The sequence below is a fragment of the Cupriavidus sp. USMAA2-4 genome (assembly GCF_001854305.1).
Lineage (GTDB): Bacteria > Pseudomonadota > Gammaproteobacteria > Burkholderiales > Burkholderiaceae > Cupriavidus > Cupriavidus malaysiensis.
On record NZ_CP017749.1, the window covers coordinates 394,112 to 409,783 of the forward strand.

A 15,672-nucleotide genomic window follows, 5' to 3' on the forward strand; every position below is an offset into this window, starting at 1 on the left:
GAACAGGGTCAGCCGAGGCGCGGTCTGCAAAGAATCAGAACAGTCTTCATGTCGATCTCCTTTGCATAGCGGTTGGGTTGAGGCAAGTTGGCGATGCTAAGCCGGCCAGGTGTGCGCGGCAAGCCCCACGGCCGGGTGGAATGCTTCGCTGTCGCGACGGCACGACAGCGGCCGGCCGGCCGGGCCGCGCCGGCGCCCGCCGCGCCGCGGCGCCTGCTCGCAAACCCGGAGCCCGGGTGCCGGTGGCGCTGTCCGGCCTCCACCGGCGCCGCCTTTTTTCCTTGTGCATCAAGGCTGTGCAACCCTTGCACGTTTTCGAGAATCGTTTTACGCGAGGACCGGACCCGCCTAGCATGCGCTTACCCCTTCGATCCGGACACGAGACCGGCCACAGGAGACAGCATGCGATCGCACCACCACGGCAAGCCGCCGTCCGGCTGAAGCCCCGCTTCTGCTGCCACCGGACAGACCGGTGCAGCGGCAACAGGTAACAGGCCAGCCGGCCTGGCCGCCCCGCCAGGCCGCCTATTCCGACGCTTGATGCGCAGGCGCGCCCGGTCCCCGCGAGGGCACCGGCCGGCCGCGCTTGCGCCCGGCGCCACCGCATTACCGCATTACCGGATGACTTGACCGCCCGCCGCCAGCCGCGGCGGTTCCCCTCTCCGAACGAGATCAACGAGACCAACCATGACCCCCTCCTCGCAAGCGATCACCGAAGCCGCCACCAGCCGCTTCGTCACCATCCAGGAAGCCGGCCAGGACCTGCGCATCCACTACAACGACGTCGGCAGCGGCGCCGAGACCGTCGTCATGCTGCACGGCTCCGGTCCCGGCGCCAGCGGCTGGGCCAACTTCAGCCGCAATATCGAGCCCTTCGTCGCGGCCGGCTACCGCGTGCTGCTGGTCGACTGCCCAGGCTGGAGCCAGAGCGACACCATCGTCTGCACCGGCTCGCGCTCCGAGCTCAATGCGCGCGCGCTGCTGGGCGTGCTCGACGCCATCGACCACCCGGGCCCCGTGCACATCATCGGCAACTCCATGGGCGGCCACAGCGCCGTGGCCTTCGCGCTGGCCAACCCGGCGCGCGTCGGCAAGCTGGTCCTGATGGGCGGCGGCACCGGCGGCCCGAGCCTGTTCCAGCCGATGCCGCTGGAGGGCATCAAGCTGCTGCAGGGCGTCTATCGCGAGCCGACCCTGGAGAACCTCAAGAAGATGCTGAACGTCTTCATGTACGACGCCAGCCGCCTGACCGAGGAACTGATCCAGGCCCGCCTGGACAACACGCTGGCGCGGCGCGACCACCTGGAGAACTTCGTCAAGAGCCTGGCCGCCAACCCGCGCCAGTTCCCCGACGTGGGCCACCGCCTGGGCGAGATCGCCGCGCCGGCGCTGGTCATCTGGGGCCGCGACGACCGCTTCGTGCCGATGGACGTGGGCCTGCGCCTGGTCTGGGGCATGCAGAACGCCGAGATGCACATCTTCAACCGCTGCGGCCACTGGGCGCAGTGGGAGCATGCCGAGAAGTTCAACCGCATGGTGCTCGACTTCCTCGCGCACTGAGCCGTCCGTCCAGCGCCCCCCGCCACCACAGAACCACTACGGAAGAGACAACAGCATGGACGTTCGTGAAGCCATCCGCACGCAGCCGATGCGCCGGCTGCAGTGGCAGACCGTGGCGGTCTGCCTGGTGCTGACCATGATCGACGGGTTCGAGATCCTGGTCATGGCCTTCGTCGCGCCGCACCTGGCCAAGGCCTGGCACCTGAGCCCGGTGGAGGTCGGCTACCTGCTGAGCGCCGGCGTGCTCGGCACGGCCCTGGGGGCGATCTTCCTGTCGCCCCTGGCAGACCGTATCGGCCGGCGCCCGCACGCCATCGCCTGCCTGGTCCTGATCACGCTTGGCATGGGCCTGTCCGCGGCCGCGCAGAACGTACCGCAGCTGGTGGCGTTCCGCGCCTTCGCGGGGTTGTCGATCGGCGCGCTGGTGGCCACGCTCAACATCACCGCGTCCGAATACAGCTCGCAGCGCCGGCGCGGCGTGGTGATGGGGATCTACGGCATCGGCCTGCCCGCCGGCGCCGCCCTCGGCGGCGCCCTCAGCGGCCTGCTGATCGCCGCCTATGGCTGGCGCGCGCCCTTCATTTTCGGCGCGCTGATCACCGCGCTGATGCTGGTGGTGGTCATCGCCGTCCTGCCCGAGTCGATCGACTACCTGGTGGACAAGCGCCCCCGGCGCGCGCTGGCGCAGTACAACGCGATCGCGCGCCGGCTCGGCTACGCTGCCGTGGAGCAGCTGCCCGAGGCCGCCGCGCAGGCCCGGCGCGGCGGCGTGCGCCAGGCCATCTTCGGCGGCGTGATGGCGCGGCGCACCGCCTTCCTGTGGCTGTCCTACGCGCTGCTGACGGCCGCCTTCTACTTCGCCAACACCTGGACCGCCAAGCTGATGGCCGACGCCACCGGCAGCCCCGAGCTGGGCCTGCGCGCCGGCGTGCTGGTGCCGCTCGGCGGCGTGCTGGGCGCGCTGCTGTTCGCCGCCCTGACCCTGGTGGTGCGTCCACGCCTGGCGACCCTGTTCATCCTGTGCGGCGGCGCCGCCGCCTTCCTCGCCTACGCCAATGCGCTGGGCCACGGCGCGGTCGGCCTGTCGCTGGCGCTCGCGCTGGCGGTCGGCGTCTTCGCCAATGGGGGCATCGCCGCCTTCTACGCCATCAGCCCCTCGGTCTACCCGGCGGCGGCGCGCGGCGCCGGCGTGGGCTGGATGATCGGCTTCGGCCGCGTGGTGTCGATCCTGTCGCCGCTCGCCACCGGCTACCTGCTGGCATCCGGCTGGGCGCCGCGGCTGACCTACCAGCTGTTCGCGGGGTGCCTGCTGCTGGCGGGACTGGCCTGCTGGCTGCTCGACCGCACCTACCGCGGTACTGACGGCGGCACGGAGAGCGCTTCCGGCGCGGCCGGGGCCTCGCCGGAAGCCGCCGCCTGAGTGGACGCGCCGGCGGCGCCGGAGGCCCCGGCGACGCCCGGCGCCGGCCCGGCCTGGTCCGCCGGCAAGGCATGCCCGCGCGTGGCCAGCCAGCGCACCACGCCGCCCAGCAGCGCGGTATCCAGCGGCCGCGCCGGGTCCAGCGCCAGGCTGCGCCGGTAGTAGGGACTCAGGTCGAGCCCCACCCCCAGGCCCAGCACTTCGATCTCGCCGCGCGCCTCCTCGCGCGCGACCACCTGCTGCAAGTGGCGGTCGAGGTAGTGCGCATCGTTGGCGAGCGCGGTGGCGCTGTCCATCGGGCTGCCATCCGAGATCACCACCACGATGCGGCGCGCGCCGGGCCCGCCCGCATCGAGCGCGCGCAAGCGCCCGCAGGCCCATTGCAGGGCCTCGCCGTCGATGCCTTCGCGGAACAGGTCGGACTTGAACAGCGCGGCAATGCCGGCCCGCGAGCGGCGCCAGCCGCGCGCCGCCTCCTGGAACACCAGGTGGCAGCGCTCGTTGAGCCGGCCGGGACGGGGCGGGCGCCCGCGTGCCAGCCAGTCCTGGCGGGCGCGGCCGCCATGCCAGCCACCAGTGGTGAAGCCCAGCACCTCGGCCGGCACGCCGGCCAGTTCGAGCGCGCGTGCCAGCGTGTCGACCAGCATCGCCACCAGTTCGACATGCCCCTTCATCGAGCCCGAGCAGTCGACCAGCAGGCTGACCGCGCAAGCGGCCCGCGGACGCAGGCGCTCCTGCCGGAACACGCGCCGCTCGGCCGGCGAAGCGGCCAGCAGCGCCAGCCTGCGCCCGTCGATGCGGCCGCTTTCCTCGCCGAAGGACCAGCCCTGCGGACGCGGCTGCGCCAGGGCGGCGGCCAGTTCGCGCGCCAGCCGCGCCAGGTTCAGCCCGCGCGCGGCGAGCAGGCGGTCGAGCCGCTCGCGGTATTCGCGCAGCAAGGCTGGCCGCACCTGCTGCGCGGCCTGCAGCTCGCGGTCGTAGCGCGTGGTGAAGACGCGATAGGCATCGGCGCCGTGCACCATGCCGGGCGCGGCCGCCAGCCCGCCGGCGACCGCCATCCAGCCGCCGGCCTCCTCGTCGACCTCGAGCCAGAGCGCGAAGGCGGCGCGCACCGCCGCCTGCCTGTCCTCGTCCTTGCCGTCCTCCGCCGCGGCCGGCTGCCCGAAGCCCGCCGCCGCCAGCATGGCGCCGACCTGGCGCGACAAGGCCAGTGCATGCGTGGCATAGCCGCGCTGGTCGGCGCGGTGGCGCCTGAGGCCGGCCAGCGCTGCGCCCAGCGCGGGCACGATGGCCGCGCGCGTGGCTTCGATCAGGTCTTCGGTATCTTCCAGCACCGGCCGGCCCTGCACGCGCGACCAGGCGATCTGCGCCACCGTGTACAGCAGGATGCCCGCGTGGCCGTCGGTGAAGCCCGCCTGGTGGAAGCCGCGCGACCAGTCTTCGAAGCGCGCGCGCAGGTTGGCGGCGACGCCGCGCAGCGCCGGCGGCACCAGCGCCTCGCAGCGCATCTGTTCCAGCCATTCGAACAGCAGCCGTTCGAGCGGATCGTGCGGACAGAGCGCGCGGTGCACAGCGGCATCGGAGTACGCCAGGCGCAGCGCCACGCCGTCGGCCGCGCCGCGCTGTCCGGCCAGGCCGTCGGCGGTGTCGGCGCGCAGATGGGGGGCCTGCAGCGGCAGCGGCCGCAGGCCGCGTGACAGGCGGCCTGCGCGGTAGTGCAGGCTGGCGTCGCCGCTGAGCGCGCGCGCCGCCGCCGCGCACAGTTCCTGCCGGCGGCGCAACCGGGTGGCCGCGACGTTTGCCGCCGTGCCGGCGGTGCCGGCGCCACCCCTGCCCTCGTTGCCGTCGTTGCCGTCGTTGCCGTCGCCGCTCATGCGGCCAGCCTCTGCAGCGGTGCGGCGGGTGCCAGCGCCATTTCCAGTTCGCGCCCGAACACGCGCTGGAAGTACTCGGCCACCACCGGCCGCTCGGCTTCGTCGCACTTGTTGAGGAAGGTCAGGCGGAAGGCCTGGCCGGGGTCGCGGAAGATCAGGCTGTTCTCCGCCCAGTCGATCACGGTGCGCGGCGACATCAGGGTGGACAGGTCGCCGCTGGCGAAGCCGGCGCGCGTGAGCGCCGCCACCGCCACCATCGCCTCGGCCAGTTCGCGCCCACCCGCTCCACCCGCGCCCGCCAGCCCGGGCACGCACGCCAGCACGATCGCGACCTCCTCCCCGGCCGGCAGGTAGTCCAGCGTGGCCACCACGTTCCAGCGGTCGAGCTGGGCGTGGTTGAGCGCCTGGGTGCCGTGGTACAGGCCGTTGAGGTCGCCGAGGCCGACGGTGTTGCAGGTGGCGAACAGGCGGAAGGCCGGATGCGGCCGGATCACCCGGTTCTGGTCGAGCAGCGTGAAGCGGCCGTCGCGCTCCAGGATGCGCTGGATCACGAACATCACATCCGGGCGGCCGGCATCGTATTCGTCGAACACCAGCGCCACCGGCCGCTGCAGCGCCCACGGCACGATGCCTTCCTGGAACTCGGTGACCTGGCGCCCGTCGCGCAGCACGATGGCGTCCTTGCCGACCAGGTCGAGGCGGCTGATGTGGCCGTCCAGGTTCACCCGCACGCAGGGCCAGTTCAGGCGCGCGGCCACTTGCTCGACATGGGTCGACTTGCCGGTGCCGTGCCGGCCCTGCACCATCACGCGCCGCCCGCGCCCGAAGCCGGCCAGGATGGCCAGCGTCGCCTCCGGCTGGAAACGGTAGGCCGGGTCGACCTCCGGCACATGCTCGTCGCGCTGGCTGAAGGCGGGCACCTGCAGCGGCACATCGATACCGAACACCTCGCGCACCGGAACCATGCGGTCCGGTCCGGCCATCACGCTTTCCGTCACGGCTTCCTCCTCGTCTGCGTCACATTGCGGCCCGCCACGCGGCGGGCCCGCCTCCCTGGATGATAGTACCGTTTCATTTTTCTGTACAAATCATTCCGTTTAATGGTTTACAGCATTGACCTTCTCGCAACCAGATCCTAGAGTCACGCTCAAACAAAGATGTTTACGGGACTAATCGTTCCGTTTAATTAACAAGAAAAGGAAACACGAAAAGGAGATCGACCGCATCCCGGATGCCGTGCGCGCCGCCCCCGCGGCCGCATGGCGCCGCTCGGGTGCCGGGCATGCGCCACATGCCCGCGCATCCGTTTTCCCCGACGCACGCGCTGCCGCCTTTCTGGCACCATGCCGACAGGCGCGCAAGGTAGTACAACAAAGAGCAAAGCACATGACAGCGCGGCGTCTTCCAACCCAAAGACGCATTGGAGACAGCAAGCAATGAGCAGTAATCCGCAACAAGGCAACGGGCTGCAGCACGGCCTGAAGCAGAGGCACATGACCATGATCGCGCTGGGCGGCGTGATCGGCGCGGGACTCTTCGTCGGCAGCGGCGTGGTGATCCGCTCGGCCGGCCCCGCCGCCGTGATCTCCTTCCTGCTGACCGGCCTGCTGGTGGTGCTGGTGATGCGCATGCTGGGCGAGATGGCGTGCGCCATGCCCGGCGGAGGCTCCTTCTACGAATACGCGCGCGAGGCCTGGTGCGACAAGCCGGCGGTGGGCGAGCTGGCCGGCTTCCTCAGCGGCTGGATGTACTGGTACTTCTGGGTCATCGTGGTGGCCCTGGAGGCGGTCGCCGGCGCCGACCTGATCCGCTTCTGGCTGCCCGGCGTGCCGGCCTGGAGCATCAGCCTGGTGCTGCTGATGCTGCTCACGCTGACCAACCTGATCTCGGTGAAGTCCTTCGGCGAGTTCGAGTTCTGGTTCGCCTCGATCAAAGTGGCGGCCATCGTCGTCTTCCTGTTCGTGGCCGGCCTCTACGCGCTCGGCATGTGGCCCGGCGCCAGCGCGGCGGCCAGCGTCGCCACCCTCACCGGGCACGGCGGCTTCGCCCCCCACGGCATCATGCCGGTCCTGACCGGCGCGGTGGCCGCCACCGGCTTCTACTTCGGCGCCGAGATCGTCACCATCGCCGCCGCCGAGACCAGCGAGCCGCAGAAGGCGGTGGCGCGCGCCACCAGTTCGGTCATCACGCGCGTGCTGGTCTTCTACGTCGGCTCGGTGCTGCTGGTGGTATGCCTGGTGCCGTGGGACTCGGACGGCATCGCCACGCCCTACGTCAGCGCGCTCAACGCCATGGGCATCCCGGCCGCCGCCCAGATCATGAACGCGGTGGTGCTGACGGCGGTGCTGTCGGCGCTGAACTCCGGCCTGTACGCCTCCTCGCGCATGCTGTTCGCGCTGACCGCGCGCGGCGACGCCCCGCGCGCGCTGGCCAAGGTCAGCCGCAGCGGCGTGCCGGTCAACGCCATCCTGTTCGCCACGCTGTTCGGCTACGGCGCGGTGGTGATGTCCTACGTCTCGCCGGACAAGGTGTTCGCCTTCCTGGTCAACTCCTACGGCACCGTGGCGATCTTCGTCTACATCCTGATCGCGGTCTCCCAGCTGCGCCTGCGCGCGCGCATCGAGCGCGAAGCGCCCGAACGCCTGCGCGTGCGCATGTGGGCCTTCCCGTGGCTGACCTACCTCGCCATCCTGGGCATGGCCAGCATCGTGGTGGCGATGGCCTTCATCCCCGACCAGCGCACGCCGCTGCTGCTGGGCGTGGCCAGCCTGTGCCTGCTGCTGGGCGCCTTCCTGCTGCGCCGCCACCTGCGCCGGCACGCCGAGGCCACCATGCCGGCCGGCGCCTCGCGCCCGCGCCTGCGCAAGCTCTGACCACGGCGGGCCGCCGCCGCGGCCCGCTCTTCTCCCCCCTACGTCCTTTCCCTCTCCGCGGGCGCGCCGAGCCATGGCGCCCCGCCGTGCCGCCATGCCGCCGGCCCTGGTACCAGCCGTACCAGCAGCCGTACCAGCCGGCGGCGCCGGCCCGCCCCGCTGGCCCAATCGATTCCCGCGCCTGGCCCTACAGCATCGCCGCCGCGCTCTCTATGCTGGTGGCATCACCGACGGGGCGGCAGCGCCGGCTCCCCGCACCACCCGAGAGAACGAGGAGAGACAAGATGAGCGACACGCAGGTCACCGTGGCCACGCTGCAGGCCTTCAACGACGCCTGGAACCGGCACGACATCGACGCACTGATGGCCTTCATGGCCGACGACTGCGAATTCCACGCGGTGGCCGGCCCCGAGCTGACCGGGCGCGCCTTCCGCGGCCGCGCGGCAGTGCGCGAGGGCTTCCTGCTGGCCTGGCAGACCTTCCCCGACGCGGCCTGGGTCGACGGCGAGCATTTCGTCAGCGGCCAGCGCGGCGTCAGCGAATCCACCTTCCGCGGCACGCGCGCCGACGGCACCCGCATCGAGGCGCGCATGGTCGATGTGTTCACCTTCCGCGACGGCCGCATCGCGGTGAAGAACGCCTACCGCAAGGACCGCCCGCCGGTGGCCGCGCCCGCAGCCAACTGAGCCGCCACGCCGGACCAAGGAGACCACCATGGACGCCATCGCCACCCGGCTGATCCTGCCCGAGGGATGCAGCACCGCGCCCCAGCGGCCCTACGATCCCGCCTACGATCCGCTGGTCGCGCCCAACCCGGGCGAAGGCCGCGAGTACGCGCCGACCTACTGGATCGGCACCGCCGGCGAACCGCCGCCGGACGACGGCCCGATCACGCAGGACGTGGACGTCGACGTGGCCATCATCGGCTCGGGCTTCACCGGGCTGACCTGCGCCATCTTCCTGGCCCAGGAGTACGGCATCAAGGCCACGGTGCTGGAAGCCAACCGCGTCAGCTGGGGCTGCAGCACCCGCAACGGCGGCCAGGCCCAGTGCGCCTCGGGACGCCTCAAGCGCTCGCAGTGGATCGAGCGCTACGGCCTGGAGACGGCGCTGCGCCTGCACCGCGAGGTGTGCGACGGCATGCAGACCTTCAAGGACCTGATCCGCGACATCGACTGCGACCCGCAGCCCGGCGGCCACCTGTACGTCGCGCACCGGCCCCAGGTGATGCCGGGACTGGAGAAGGAGGCCAAGGTGCTGCGCGAGGTCTTCCACTACGACGCGCGCATCCTCGATGCCGACACGGTGCGGCGCGAGTACGTGGACGACAAGGAAACGGCCGGCGCGATGCACGAGCCGGAAGGCATCGGCATCCACGCCGGCAAGCTGGCCTTCGGCTACCTGCGCCGCGCGCGCGCGCTGGGCGCCACCGTGCACCCCGCCAGCCCGGTGCAGGGCTGGACCACGCGCGGCGGCGTGCACTACCTGCGCACCCCGGGCGGCACCGTGCGCGCCCGCGCGGTGGCGGTGGCGACCGGCGGCTACACCTCGCCCACGCTGCACCCGCAACTGAAGAACCGGCTCTTCCCCATCCTCTCCAATTCCATCGTCACGCGCCCGCTGACGGCGGCGGAGATCGAGGCCTGCAACTTCCGCACGCGCCAGGTCATCACCGATACCCGCATCCTGCGCCACTACTACCGGCTGATGCCGGACGGGCGCCTGCAGATCGGCAGCCGCAGCGCCATCAGCGGCAATGATGCGCCGCAGAAGAAGTACGAGCAGAAGCTGATCCAGGACATGGTGCGCAAGTTTCCCGCGCTGGCGGGCATTGCGCTCGACTACTCCTGGTGGGGCTGGGTCGACGTCAGCCACGACATGATGCCGCGCATCTTCCAGCCGGACCCGGCGCAGAGCATCTACTATGCAATGGGCTATGGCGGCAACGGCGTGATGTATTCCGCCCAGGCGGGCAAGCGCATGGCGGCGCTGGTGGCGGGCAAGGGCAAGGAACTGGACCTGCCCATCTTCGGCAGCGCGCTGCCTTTCCCCAATGTGCGCGAGATGGTGGAAGCGCAGGCCTTTGCGCCGTTCCGGCGCCTGGGACAGTGGTTCCTGTACCGCTGGTACCACCTGAAGGACGACGTGCTGTAGCCGCCCGCGCCAGGGCGGCGCGGGCCGGAAGCCAGGCCCGCGCCGCCGCATCGAGAACGAGACCAAGAGGAGACCGGTATGGCAGCAAGACCCCGCAGTGCCCCCTTCCCCGCCCAGGCCGAGCCGCCGCTCCATGGCGGCCGCCGCCAGGCCCTGCGCACGCTCGGCGCGCTCGGCACGGCAGCGGGCGCGGCCGCCGCGTTGCAGCCGTTCGGCGCCCTCGCCGCCGGCGTCACCATGCCTTTCGCCAACGGCGAGCGCGAGCTGGTGGCCTTCCCGCAGAAGCGGCCGCTGATCCTGCTGACCAGCCGCCCGCCCCAGCTGGAAACACCGTTCGAGGTCTTCGACCAAAGCCTGATCACGCCCAACGACGCCTTCTTCGTGCGCTACCACTGGAGCGGCATCCCCACCGAGATCGACCCGCAGAGCTACCGGCTGCGCGTGGGCGGCAAGGTCGAGCGTCCGCTCGAACTGTCGCTGGCGGAGATCCGGCAACTGGCCGATGCGGTCGAGCTGGTGGCGGTCAACCAGTGCTCCGGCAACAGCCGCGGCTTCTCCGAGCCGCGCGTGGGCGGCGGCCAGCTCGGCAACGGCGCGATGGGCAATGCGCGCTGGACCGGCGTGCCGCTCAAGGCCCTGTTGCAGAAGGCCGGCGTGCAGGCCGGCGCGGTACAGGTCAGCTTCAACGGCCTCGACCAGCCGCCGCTGGGCAACGGGCCCGACTTCGTCAAGGCGCTGCCGCTGGACCACGCCATGGACGGCGAGGTGATGCTGGCCTGGGGCATGAACGGGCAGGACCTGCCGATGCTGAACGGCTACCCGCTGCGGCTGGTGGTGCCCGGCCATTACGGCACCTACTGGGTCAAGCACCTGTCCGACATCGAGGTCCTCGACAAGCCCTTCGACGGCTTCTGGGTCAGCAGCGCCTATCGCATCCCCGACAATCCCTGCGCCTGCGTGCCACCGGGCACGGCCCCCGCGCGCACGGTGCCGATCAACCGCTTCAACGTGCGCTCCTTCATCACCAGCCTGGCCGACGGCGCGCGCGTGGCGGCCGGCCGCGCGGTCACGGTGCGCGGCATCGCCTTCGACGGCGGCTACGGCATCGCCGACGTGGCCTTCTCGGCCGACGGCGGCCGCAGCTGGCAGGCTGCCCGGCTCGGGCGCGACGACGGGCGCTATGCCTTCCGCGAGTGGACCGCCACCTTCACGCCGCCGCGCCGCGGCAGCTACGTGCTCAAGGTCCGCGCCACCAACCGCATCGGCCAGAGCCAGCCGATGGAGGCGCTGTGGAACCCGCCCGGCTATATGCGCAACGTGGTCGAGACCACGCGCGTCAGCGCGGTTTGAAGGAGGATGCCATGACGATGCACCATACCCTGCTCGCCGGCACCTTCTGCCTGGGCGCGCTCGCCGCCGGCCCCGCGCCGCACGCGGAGACCATCACGCTGCCGCAGGAAACCGCCACCTTCCGTGAAAGCACGCTGCCGGGCTACAACCTGGTGCTGCGCAACTGCATGGTCTGCCATTCGGCACAGTACGTGCTGACGCAGCCGCCGACGCTCGGCCGCGCGTACTGGGAAGCCACCGTGAAGAAGATGAAGGCACCGTTCGGCGCGCCGTTTCCGGAGGAGGACATGCCGGCGATGGTGGACTACCTGGTGAAGACCTACGGGGCCGAGCGGCCGGCTGGGGCGAAGGCGCCCGAGCGCTGAATGCGGCGGGACTTGCGGGGGGATGGCGATGGCTGATGGCTGGTGCCGGTGGGCGGCGGGCGTGATCGTGGCTGCATGCGCCGGCCCTCACCCCCGCCCCCTCTCCCACGATGTGGGAGAGGGGAGCAGACCGTCGCCAGCGCGAAGGTACGCAGGCACACAGGCACGGAGATACGGAGATACGACGGCACGCAGGCGCGAAGGCACAAGCCTCGCCAGCGCCCGGGCTCCCCTCTCCCGCTTGCGGGAGAGGGGCTGGGGGAGAGGGCGAGCGCTGGCTGCGCCGCGGTGGCTTGGCATCGCACCGTGGGCTTCGTCCCACGCCTGCTGACTGGACCACGCCGTTGGCTGCGACCCTGCACTCGCGTGCCGGACCACACCGTTGGCTTCGCTTGAGCGTGGTGCCCTGCTATCCCACCCCTCTCCCTGGCCCTCTCATGAGGGGAGAGGGAGAACACCTGTTGGCTCGCCCGGGCCGCCTGGGTGCATCCGGCAGATCCGCCCGATCGACCCGGGTGCATCCGCAGGCCCGTCCGGCTTCGGCCATAATCCCTCCAACCGCTCCATGGACACCACCACCCTCAGCAGACCCGGCATGGCGACCCCCGCGAAGACCGGCACCAATACCTTCTGGAACCGCCTGTTGCAGCTGTCCCCGGATGCCGGCGTCAGCCTGCAGGCGCAGTTGCGCCAGCAGCTCGTCTCGGCCATCCTCTCGCGCCAGCTTCCCGAGGGCAGCGCGCTGCCCTCGAGCCGCGAGCTGGCGGTGACGCTCGGCATCGCGCGCAATACGGTGATCCTGGCCTTCCAGCAACTGGTCGAGGAGCACTTCCTGGAGACGCGGCCGCGCCGCGGCTATTTCGTCGTCGAGCAGTTGCCGCGTGCCGTGCGTCCCGGCGCCGGGACGCCGGCGGCCACCGGTGCCGCGCCCGCGGCCGGCACAGCCGAGCCGCCGCCGGCCGCGGCCGGCCCCGACTGGGGCGCGCGCCTGCCGGACCTGACCGGCCTGCACGCCATCGCCAAGCCGGCCGAGTGGCAGAACTACCCCTACCCCTTTATCTACGGGCAGTTCGATCCGGCCCTCTTTCCCACCGCCGAATGGCGCGAATGCTCGCGCATGGCGCTCGCCGTGCTGGAGATCCGCGGCTGGGCCTCCGACCTGATCGACCGCGACGATCCGCTGCTGATCGAGCAGCTGCAGAAGCACATCCTGCCGCGCCGCGGCGTGTGGGCCAAGCCGGACGAGATCATGGTCACGCTCGGCGCCCAGCACGCGCTCTACCTGCTGGCCGACCTGCTGACGCGCGGCGCGCGTGTCGGCCTGGAGGAACCGGGTTACAGCGATGCGCGCCATATCTTCGGCATGCGCGCGCGCGAGGTGGTGCCGCTCGCGGTGGACCAGTCGGGCCTGTGCCCGGACGAGGCCTTCGGCCAGTGTGACTATGCCTTCGTCACGCCCAGTTACCAGTGCCCCACCACCGTGACGATGCCGCTGGAGCGCCGCGAGGCACTGCTGCGCCAGGCGCGCGAGCACGACGTGGTGCTGATCGAGGACGACTACGACACCGAGAACCCGGCGCTGACGCAGCCGATCCCGGCCCTCAAGAGCCTGGACCGCGACGGCCGCGTGCTCTATGTGGGCAGCCTGTCCAAGTCCTTCGTGCCCGGGCTGCGCCTCGGCTATATCGTGGCGCCGGCGGCCGTGATCCGCCAGGCGCGCGCGCTGCGCCGCTACATGCTGCGCCATCCGCCGGCCAACAACCAGCGCGCCACCGCGCTGTTCATCTCGCTGGGCCACCACGACGCGCTGCTGCGGCGCGTGGCGCCCATCTTCCAGCGCCGCGCCGACATGCTGCGCGAGCTGCTGCCGCGCTACCTGCCGCAGTGCCGCATCCAGAACTCGCCGGGCGCTTCCTCGTTCTGGATCGAAGGCCCGCCCGGGCTGGATGCGCGCCAGCTCGCCACCACCGCGCTGGCACACGGCGTGATCATCGAGCCGGGCGATGTCTTCTTCGCCGCCGGCGCGCCATCGCCGCACTTCCGCCTCGGCTTCACCGCCATCGGCGAGGAACGCATCGAGGAAGGCGTGCGCCTGCTGTCCCAGCTGATCGCGCACGCGGCGACGCCGCGGCGCTAGCGCCGCCGCCCTCCGCCGGGCACCGGCCCGGCGCAGCGCTTCAGGCCGCCCACGCCCGCGCCGCCCCGGCCCGGTATGCTTCCTGCGCCGCGCCAGCCGGCGCCGCCGTGGCCGCGCCGGCGGCCGCGGGCAGGCGGAACACCTCGACCGCGCGCAGCATCTCCTGCGCCTGCGCGCGCAGGTTCTCCGCCGCTGCCGCGCACTGCTCCACCAGCGCGGCGTTCTGCTGGGTGGCCTCGTCCATCTGCGTCACCGCCTGGCCCACCTGGCCGATGCCGGCGCTCTGCTGCGCGCTGGCCGTGCTGATGCCGGCCATCAGCGCGTTGACCTCGCCGATGGCGCCCACGATCTCCTCCATGGTGGCGCCGGCGCGGTCGACCAGCGCGGTGCCCTGGTCGACGCGCGCCACGCTGGCATGGATCAGTTCGGCGATCTCCTTGGCAGCCTGCGCGCTGCGCTGGGCCAATGTACGCACCTCGCCGGCCACCACGGCGAAGCCGCGTCCCTGCTCGCCGGCGCGCGCGGCTTCCACCGCGGCATTGAGCGCCAGGATATTGGTCTGGAAGGCGATGCTGTCGATCATGCCGACGATGTCGGCGATCTGGCGCGAGCCCTGGTTGATCTCGCGCATGGTTTCCACCACCTCGCCCACCACCGCGCCGCCGCGCGCCGCCACCGACGCGGCGTCGTGCGCCAGTTCGCTGGCCTCGCGCGCGTGCTGCGCGTTCTGGCGCACGGTCACGCCCAGTTGCTCCATCGCCGCCGCGGTCTGCTCCAGCGCGCTGGCCTGGGCCTCGGTGCGCTGGCTCAGGTCCAGGTTGCCCTGTGCGATCTGGGCGCTGGCCGTGGCCACGCCCTCGGCATTGCGGCGCACCCCGGCCACCACGTCGCCCAGGCTCGCCTGCATGACCTTGAGCTGGGCCATCAGGCTGTCTTCGTCGCCGTCGCGCAGGGCGATGGCCACGCTCAGGTCGCCGGCGGCCACCCGGCGCGCCAGGCTGGCGCCGTCGCGCGGCTCCGCACCCAGTTCCCGCGCGATCGCCTGCACGATGCGCAGGCCGGCCAGCACGGCCGCGGCCACGCCCAGGCCGATCAGCAGCAGGAAGACCATGCGCAGACGCAGGTAGCGCGCGGTGGCCGCCTCGAACTCGCGCCGCGCCTCGCTGGCCTGGAGTTGCTGCAGGGCCTGTCCGCCAGCGCGCACCGGCGCGAACAGCGGCCGCAGCTGCTCGACCACCAGGCGCCGGGCCTCGTCGAGGTCGTTGCCGCGCAGGGCGGCCAGCGCGGGATACAGGCCATCGCGCAGGAAGCGCTGGCGCGCCGTGGCGAAGGCCTCGGCCAGCTTCGTCTCTTCCTCGGTCAGGGCGGTCTCCTGGTAGGCCTTCCAGGTCGCATCGAGTGCGGCCATATTGGCCTCCACCGCCGCCACGCTGGCGGTGACGGTGGCGGCGTCAGGAGTCAGCGCGGCCGATGCCAGCGCGAGCCGGTCCTGCATCAGGCGGTCGTTGATGTCGGCCAGGTAGCGCGTCGGCTGCAAGCGGTCGACGTAGACCGACTCCAGGCCGGCCTCGGTGGAATGCACGCCCCACAGGCCCAGCGAGCCGATGGCCGCCAGCAGGACGGACAGCGTGGCGATCAGGACGATCAGGCGGGTGGAGATCTTCAGATGATTCATGACAAGTGCCTCGCAATCGATATCGGAAGTGTTGTGGCGATGGGCACGCTCCGGCACGGAACCCGGTGCCGACCCGGCCGTGCCGGGCGCCGGGCAGCCTGCCGGAGACGCAGGACGGCCGGGCCCCGGCAGCGCTGCCTCCCCCGCGAAGGCATTGCCGCCGGCACCTGGCCTGCTGGGCCTTACGTCGCCCGCGGGGGTCGCCGCATACTACTTTCGTGGGGGGTCGGAGTCCCAGGCGTGCAATTGCGTAGAGCCCGATTT

11 protein-coding genes are annotated in these 15,672 nt (G+C 71.6%); 8 read left to right on the forward strand and 3 right to left on the reverse strand.

Annotation, left to right across the window (positions count from 1 at the left end; all coding sequences use genetic code 11):
• The first annotated feature begins 687 nt into the window (after nt 1-687).
• Entirely contained in the window at nt 688-1,560 is an 873-nt protein-coding gene (locus BKK79_RS21875; protein ID WP_071018731.1) for an alpha/beta fold hydrolase, read from the forward strand.
• Nucleotides 1,514-2,980, forward strand: coding sequence for an MFS transporter (locus BKK79_RS21880; RefSeq protein ID WP_084085043.1), 1,467 nt, complete (start codon nt 1,514-1,516; stop codon nt 2,978-2,980). Before BKK79_RS21875 ends, BKK79_RS21880 begins: the two co-directional genes overlap by 47 nt.
• Here BKK79_RS21880 and BKK79_RS21885 read toward each other — a convergent pair.
• Nucleotides 2,908-4,854, reverse strand: a complete 1,947-nt coding sequence (locus BKK79_RS21885; RefSeq protein WP_071018727.1) for a cobaltochelatase CobT-related protein — start codon at nt 4,852-4,854, stop codon at nt 2,908-2,910. The genes BKK79_RS21880 and BKK79_RS21885 overlap by 73 nt on opposite strands.
• A complete protein-coding gene (locus BKK79_RS21890; protein ID WP_197524072.1) occupies nt 4,851-5,819 on the reverse strand; it encodes an AAA family ATPase in 969 nt (322 codons plus the stop codon). The genes BKK79_RS21885 and BKK79_RS21890 overlap by 4 nt, the downstream gene beginning before the upstream one ends.
• Before the next feature lie 471 nt (nt 5,820-6,290).
• Here BKK79_RS21890 and BKK79_RS21895 point away from each other — a divergent pair, with 471 nt between their 5' ends.
• From BKK79_RS21895 to pdxR, 6 genes are all read left to right on the forward strand, one after another.
• Complete coding sequence (locus BKK79_RS21895; RefSeq protein ID WP_071018723.1) at nt 6,291-7,727, forward strand: amino acid permease; 1,437 nt, start codon at nt 6,291-6,293, stop codon at nt 7,725-7,727.
• A 284-nt stretch (nt 7,728-8,011) separates the two neighbouring features.
• Nucleotides 8,012-8,413, forward strand: a complete 402-nt coding sequence (locus tag BKK79_RS21900; RefSeq protein WP_071018721.1) for a nuclear transport factor 2 family protein — start codon at nt 8,012-8,014, stop codon at nt 8,411-8,413.
• Nucleotides 8,414-8,441: 28 nt separating this feature from the next.
• Nucleotides 8,442-9,881, forward strand: a complete 1,440-nt coding sequence (locus BKK79_RS21905) for an NAD(P)/FAD-dependent oxidoreductase (RefSeq protein WP_071038783.1) — start codon at nt 8,442-8,444, stop codon at nt 9,879-9,881.
• A 78-nt stretch (nt 9,882-9,959) separates the two neighbouring features.
• The gene (gene sorA / locus BKK79_RS21910; protein WP_071038784.1) at nt 9,960-11,231 is read left to right on the forward strand and encodes a SorA family sulfite dehydrogenase catalytic subunit; all 1,272 of its coding nucleotides are present in this window, start codon (nt 9,960-9,962) and stop codon (nt 11,229-11,231) included.
• Nucleotides 11,232-11,242: 11 nt separating this feature from the next.
• Entirely contained in the window at nt 11,243-11,596 is a 354-nt protein-coding gene (gene sorB, locus BKK79_RS21915; protein WP_071018716.1) for a SorB family sulfite dehydrogenase c-type cytochrome subunit, read from the forward strand.
• Between the two features lie 595 nt (nt 11,597-12,191).
• Nucleotides 12,192-13,733: a MocR-like pyridoxine biosynthesis transcription factor PdxR gene (gene pdxR, locus BKK79_RS21920; RefSeq protein WP_071018714.1), complete on the forward strand. Its 1,542-nt coding sequence runs from the start codon at nt 12,192-12,194 to the stop codon at nt 13,731-13,733.
• A 40-nt stretch (nt 13,734-13,773) separates the two neighbouring features.
• Here the strand turns inward: pdxR and BKK79_RS42070 are convergent, their stop codons facing one another.
• Nucleotides 13,774-15,408 (reverse strand): methyl-accepting chemotaxis protein, encoded by a 1,635-nt coding sequence (locus tag BKK79_RS42070; protein WP_071018712.1) that lies wholly within the window; start codon nt 15,406-15,408, stop codon nt 13,774-13,776.
• Nucleotides 15,409-15,672: the final 264 nt, after the last annotated feature.

Excerpts from the sequence above, each read along its gene's own strand:
- BKK79_RS21875 (WP_071018731.1), top strand. The coding sequence starts at position 688 with ATGACCCCCTCCTCGCAAGCGATCACCGAAGCCGCCACCAGCCGCTTC.
- BKK79_RS21880 (WP_084085043.1), top strand. The coding sequence starts at position 1,514 with ATGCCGAGAAGTTCAACCGCATGGTGCTCGACTTCCTCGCGCACTGAG.
- BKK79_RS21885 (WP_071018727.1), bottom strand. The coding sequence starts at position 4,854 with ATGAGCGGCGACGGCAACGACGGCAACGACGGCAACGAGGGCAGGGGT.
- BKK79_RS21890 (WP_197524072.1), bottom strand. The coding sequence starts at position 5,819 with ATGGTTCCGGTGCGCGAGGTGTTCGGTATCGATGTGCCGCTGCAGGTG.
- BKK79_RS21895 (WP_071018723.1), top strand. The coding sequence starts at position 6,291 with ATGAGCAGTAATCCGCAACAAGGCAACGGGCTGCAGCACGGCCTGAAG.
- BKK79_RS21900 (WP_071018721.1), top strand. The coding sequence starts at position 8,012 with ATGAGCGACACGCAGGTCACCGTGGCCACGCTGCAGGCCTTCAACGAC.
- BKK79_RS21905 (WP_071038783.1), top strand. The coding sequence starts at position 8,442 with ATGGACGCCATCGCCACCCGGCTGATCCTGCCCGAGGGATGCAGCACC.
- sorA (WP_071038784.1), top strand. The coding sequence starts at position 9,960 with ATGGCAGCAAGACCCCGCAGTGCCCCCTTCCCCGCCCAGGCCGAGCCG.
- sorB (WP_071018716.1), top strand. The coding sequence starts at position 11,243 with ATGACGATGCACCATACCCTGCTCGCCGGCACCTTCTGCCTGGGCGCG.
- pdxR (WP_071018714.1), top strand. The coding sequence starts at position 12,192 with ATGGCGACCCCCGCGAAGACCGGCACCAATACCTTCTGGAACCGCCTG.
- BKK79_RS42070 (WP_071018712.1), bottom strand. The coding sequence starts at position 15,408 with ATGAATCATCTGAAGATCTCCACCCGCCTGATCGTCCTGATCGCCACG.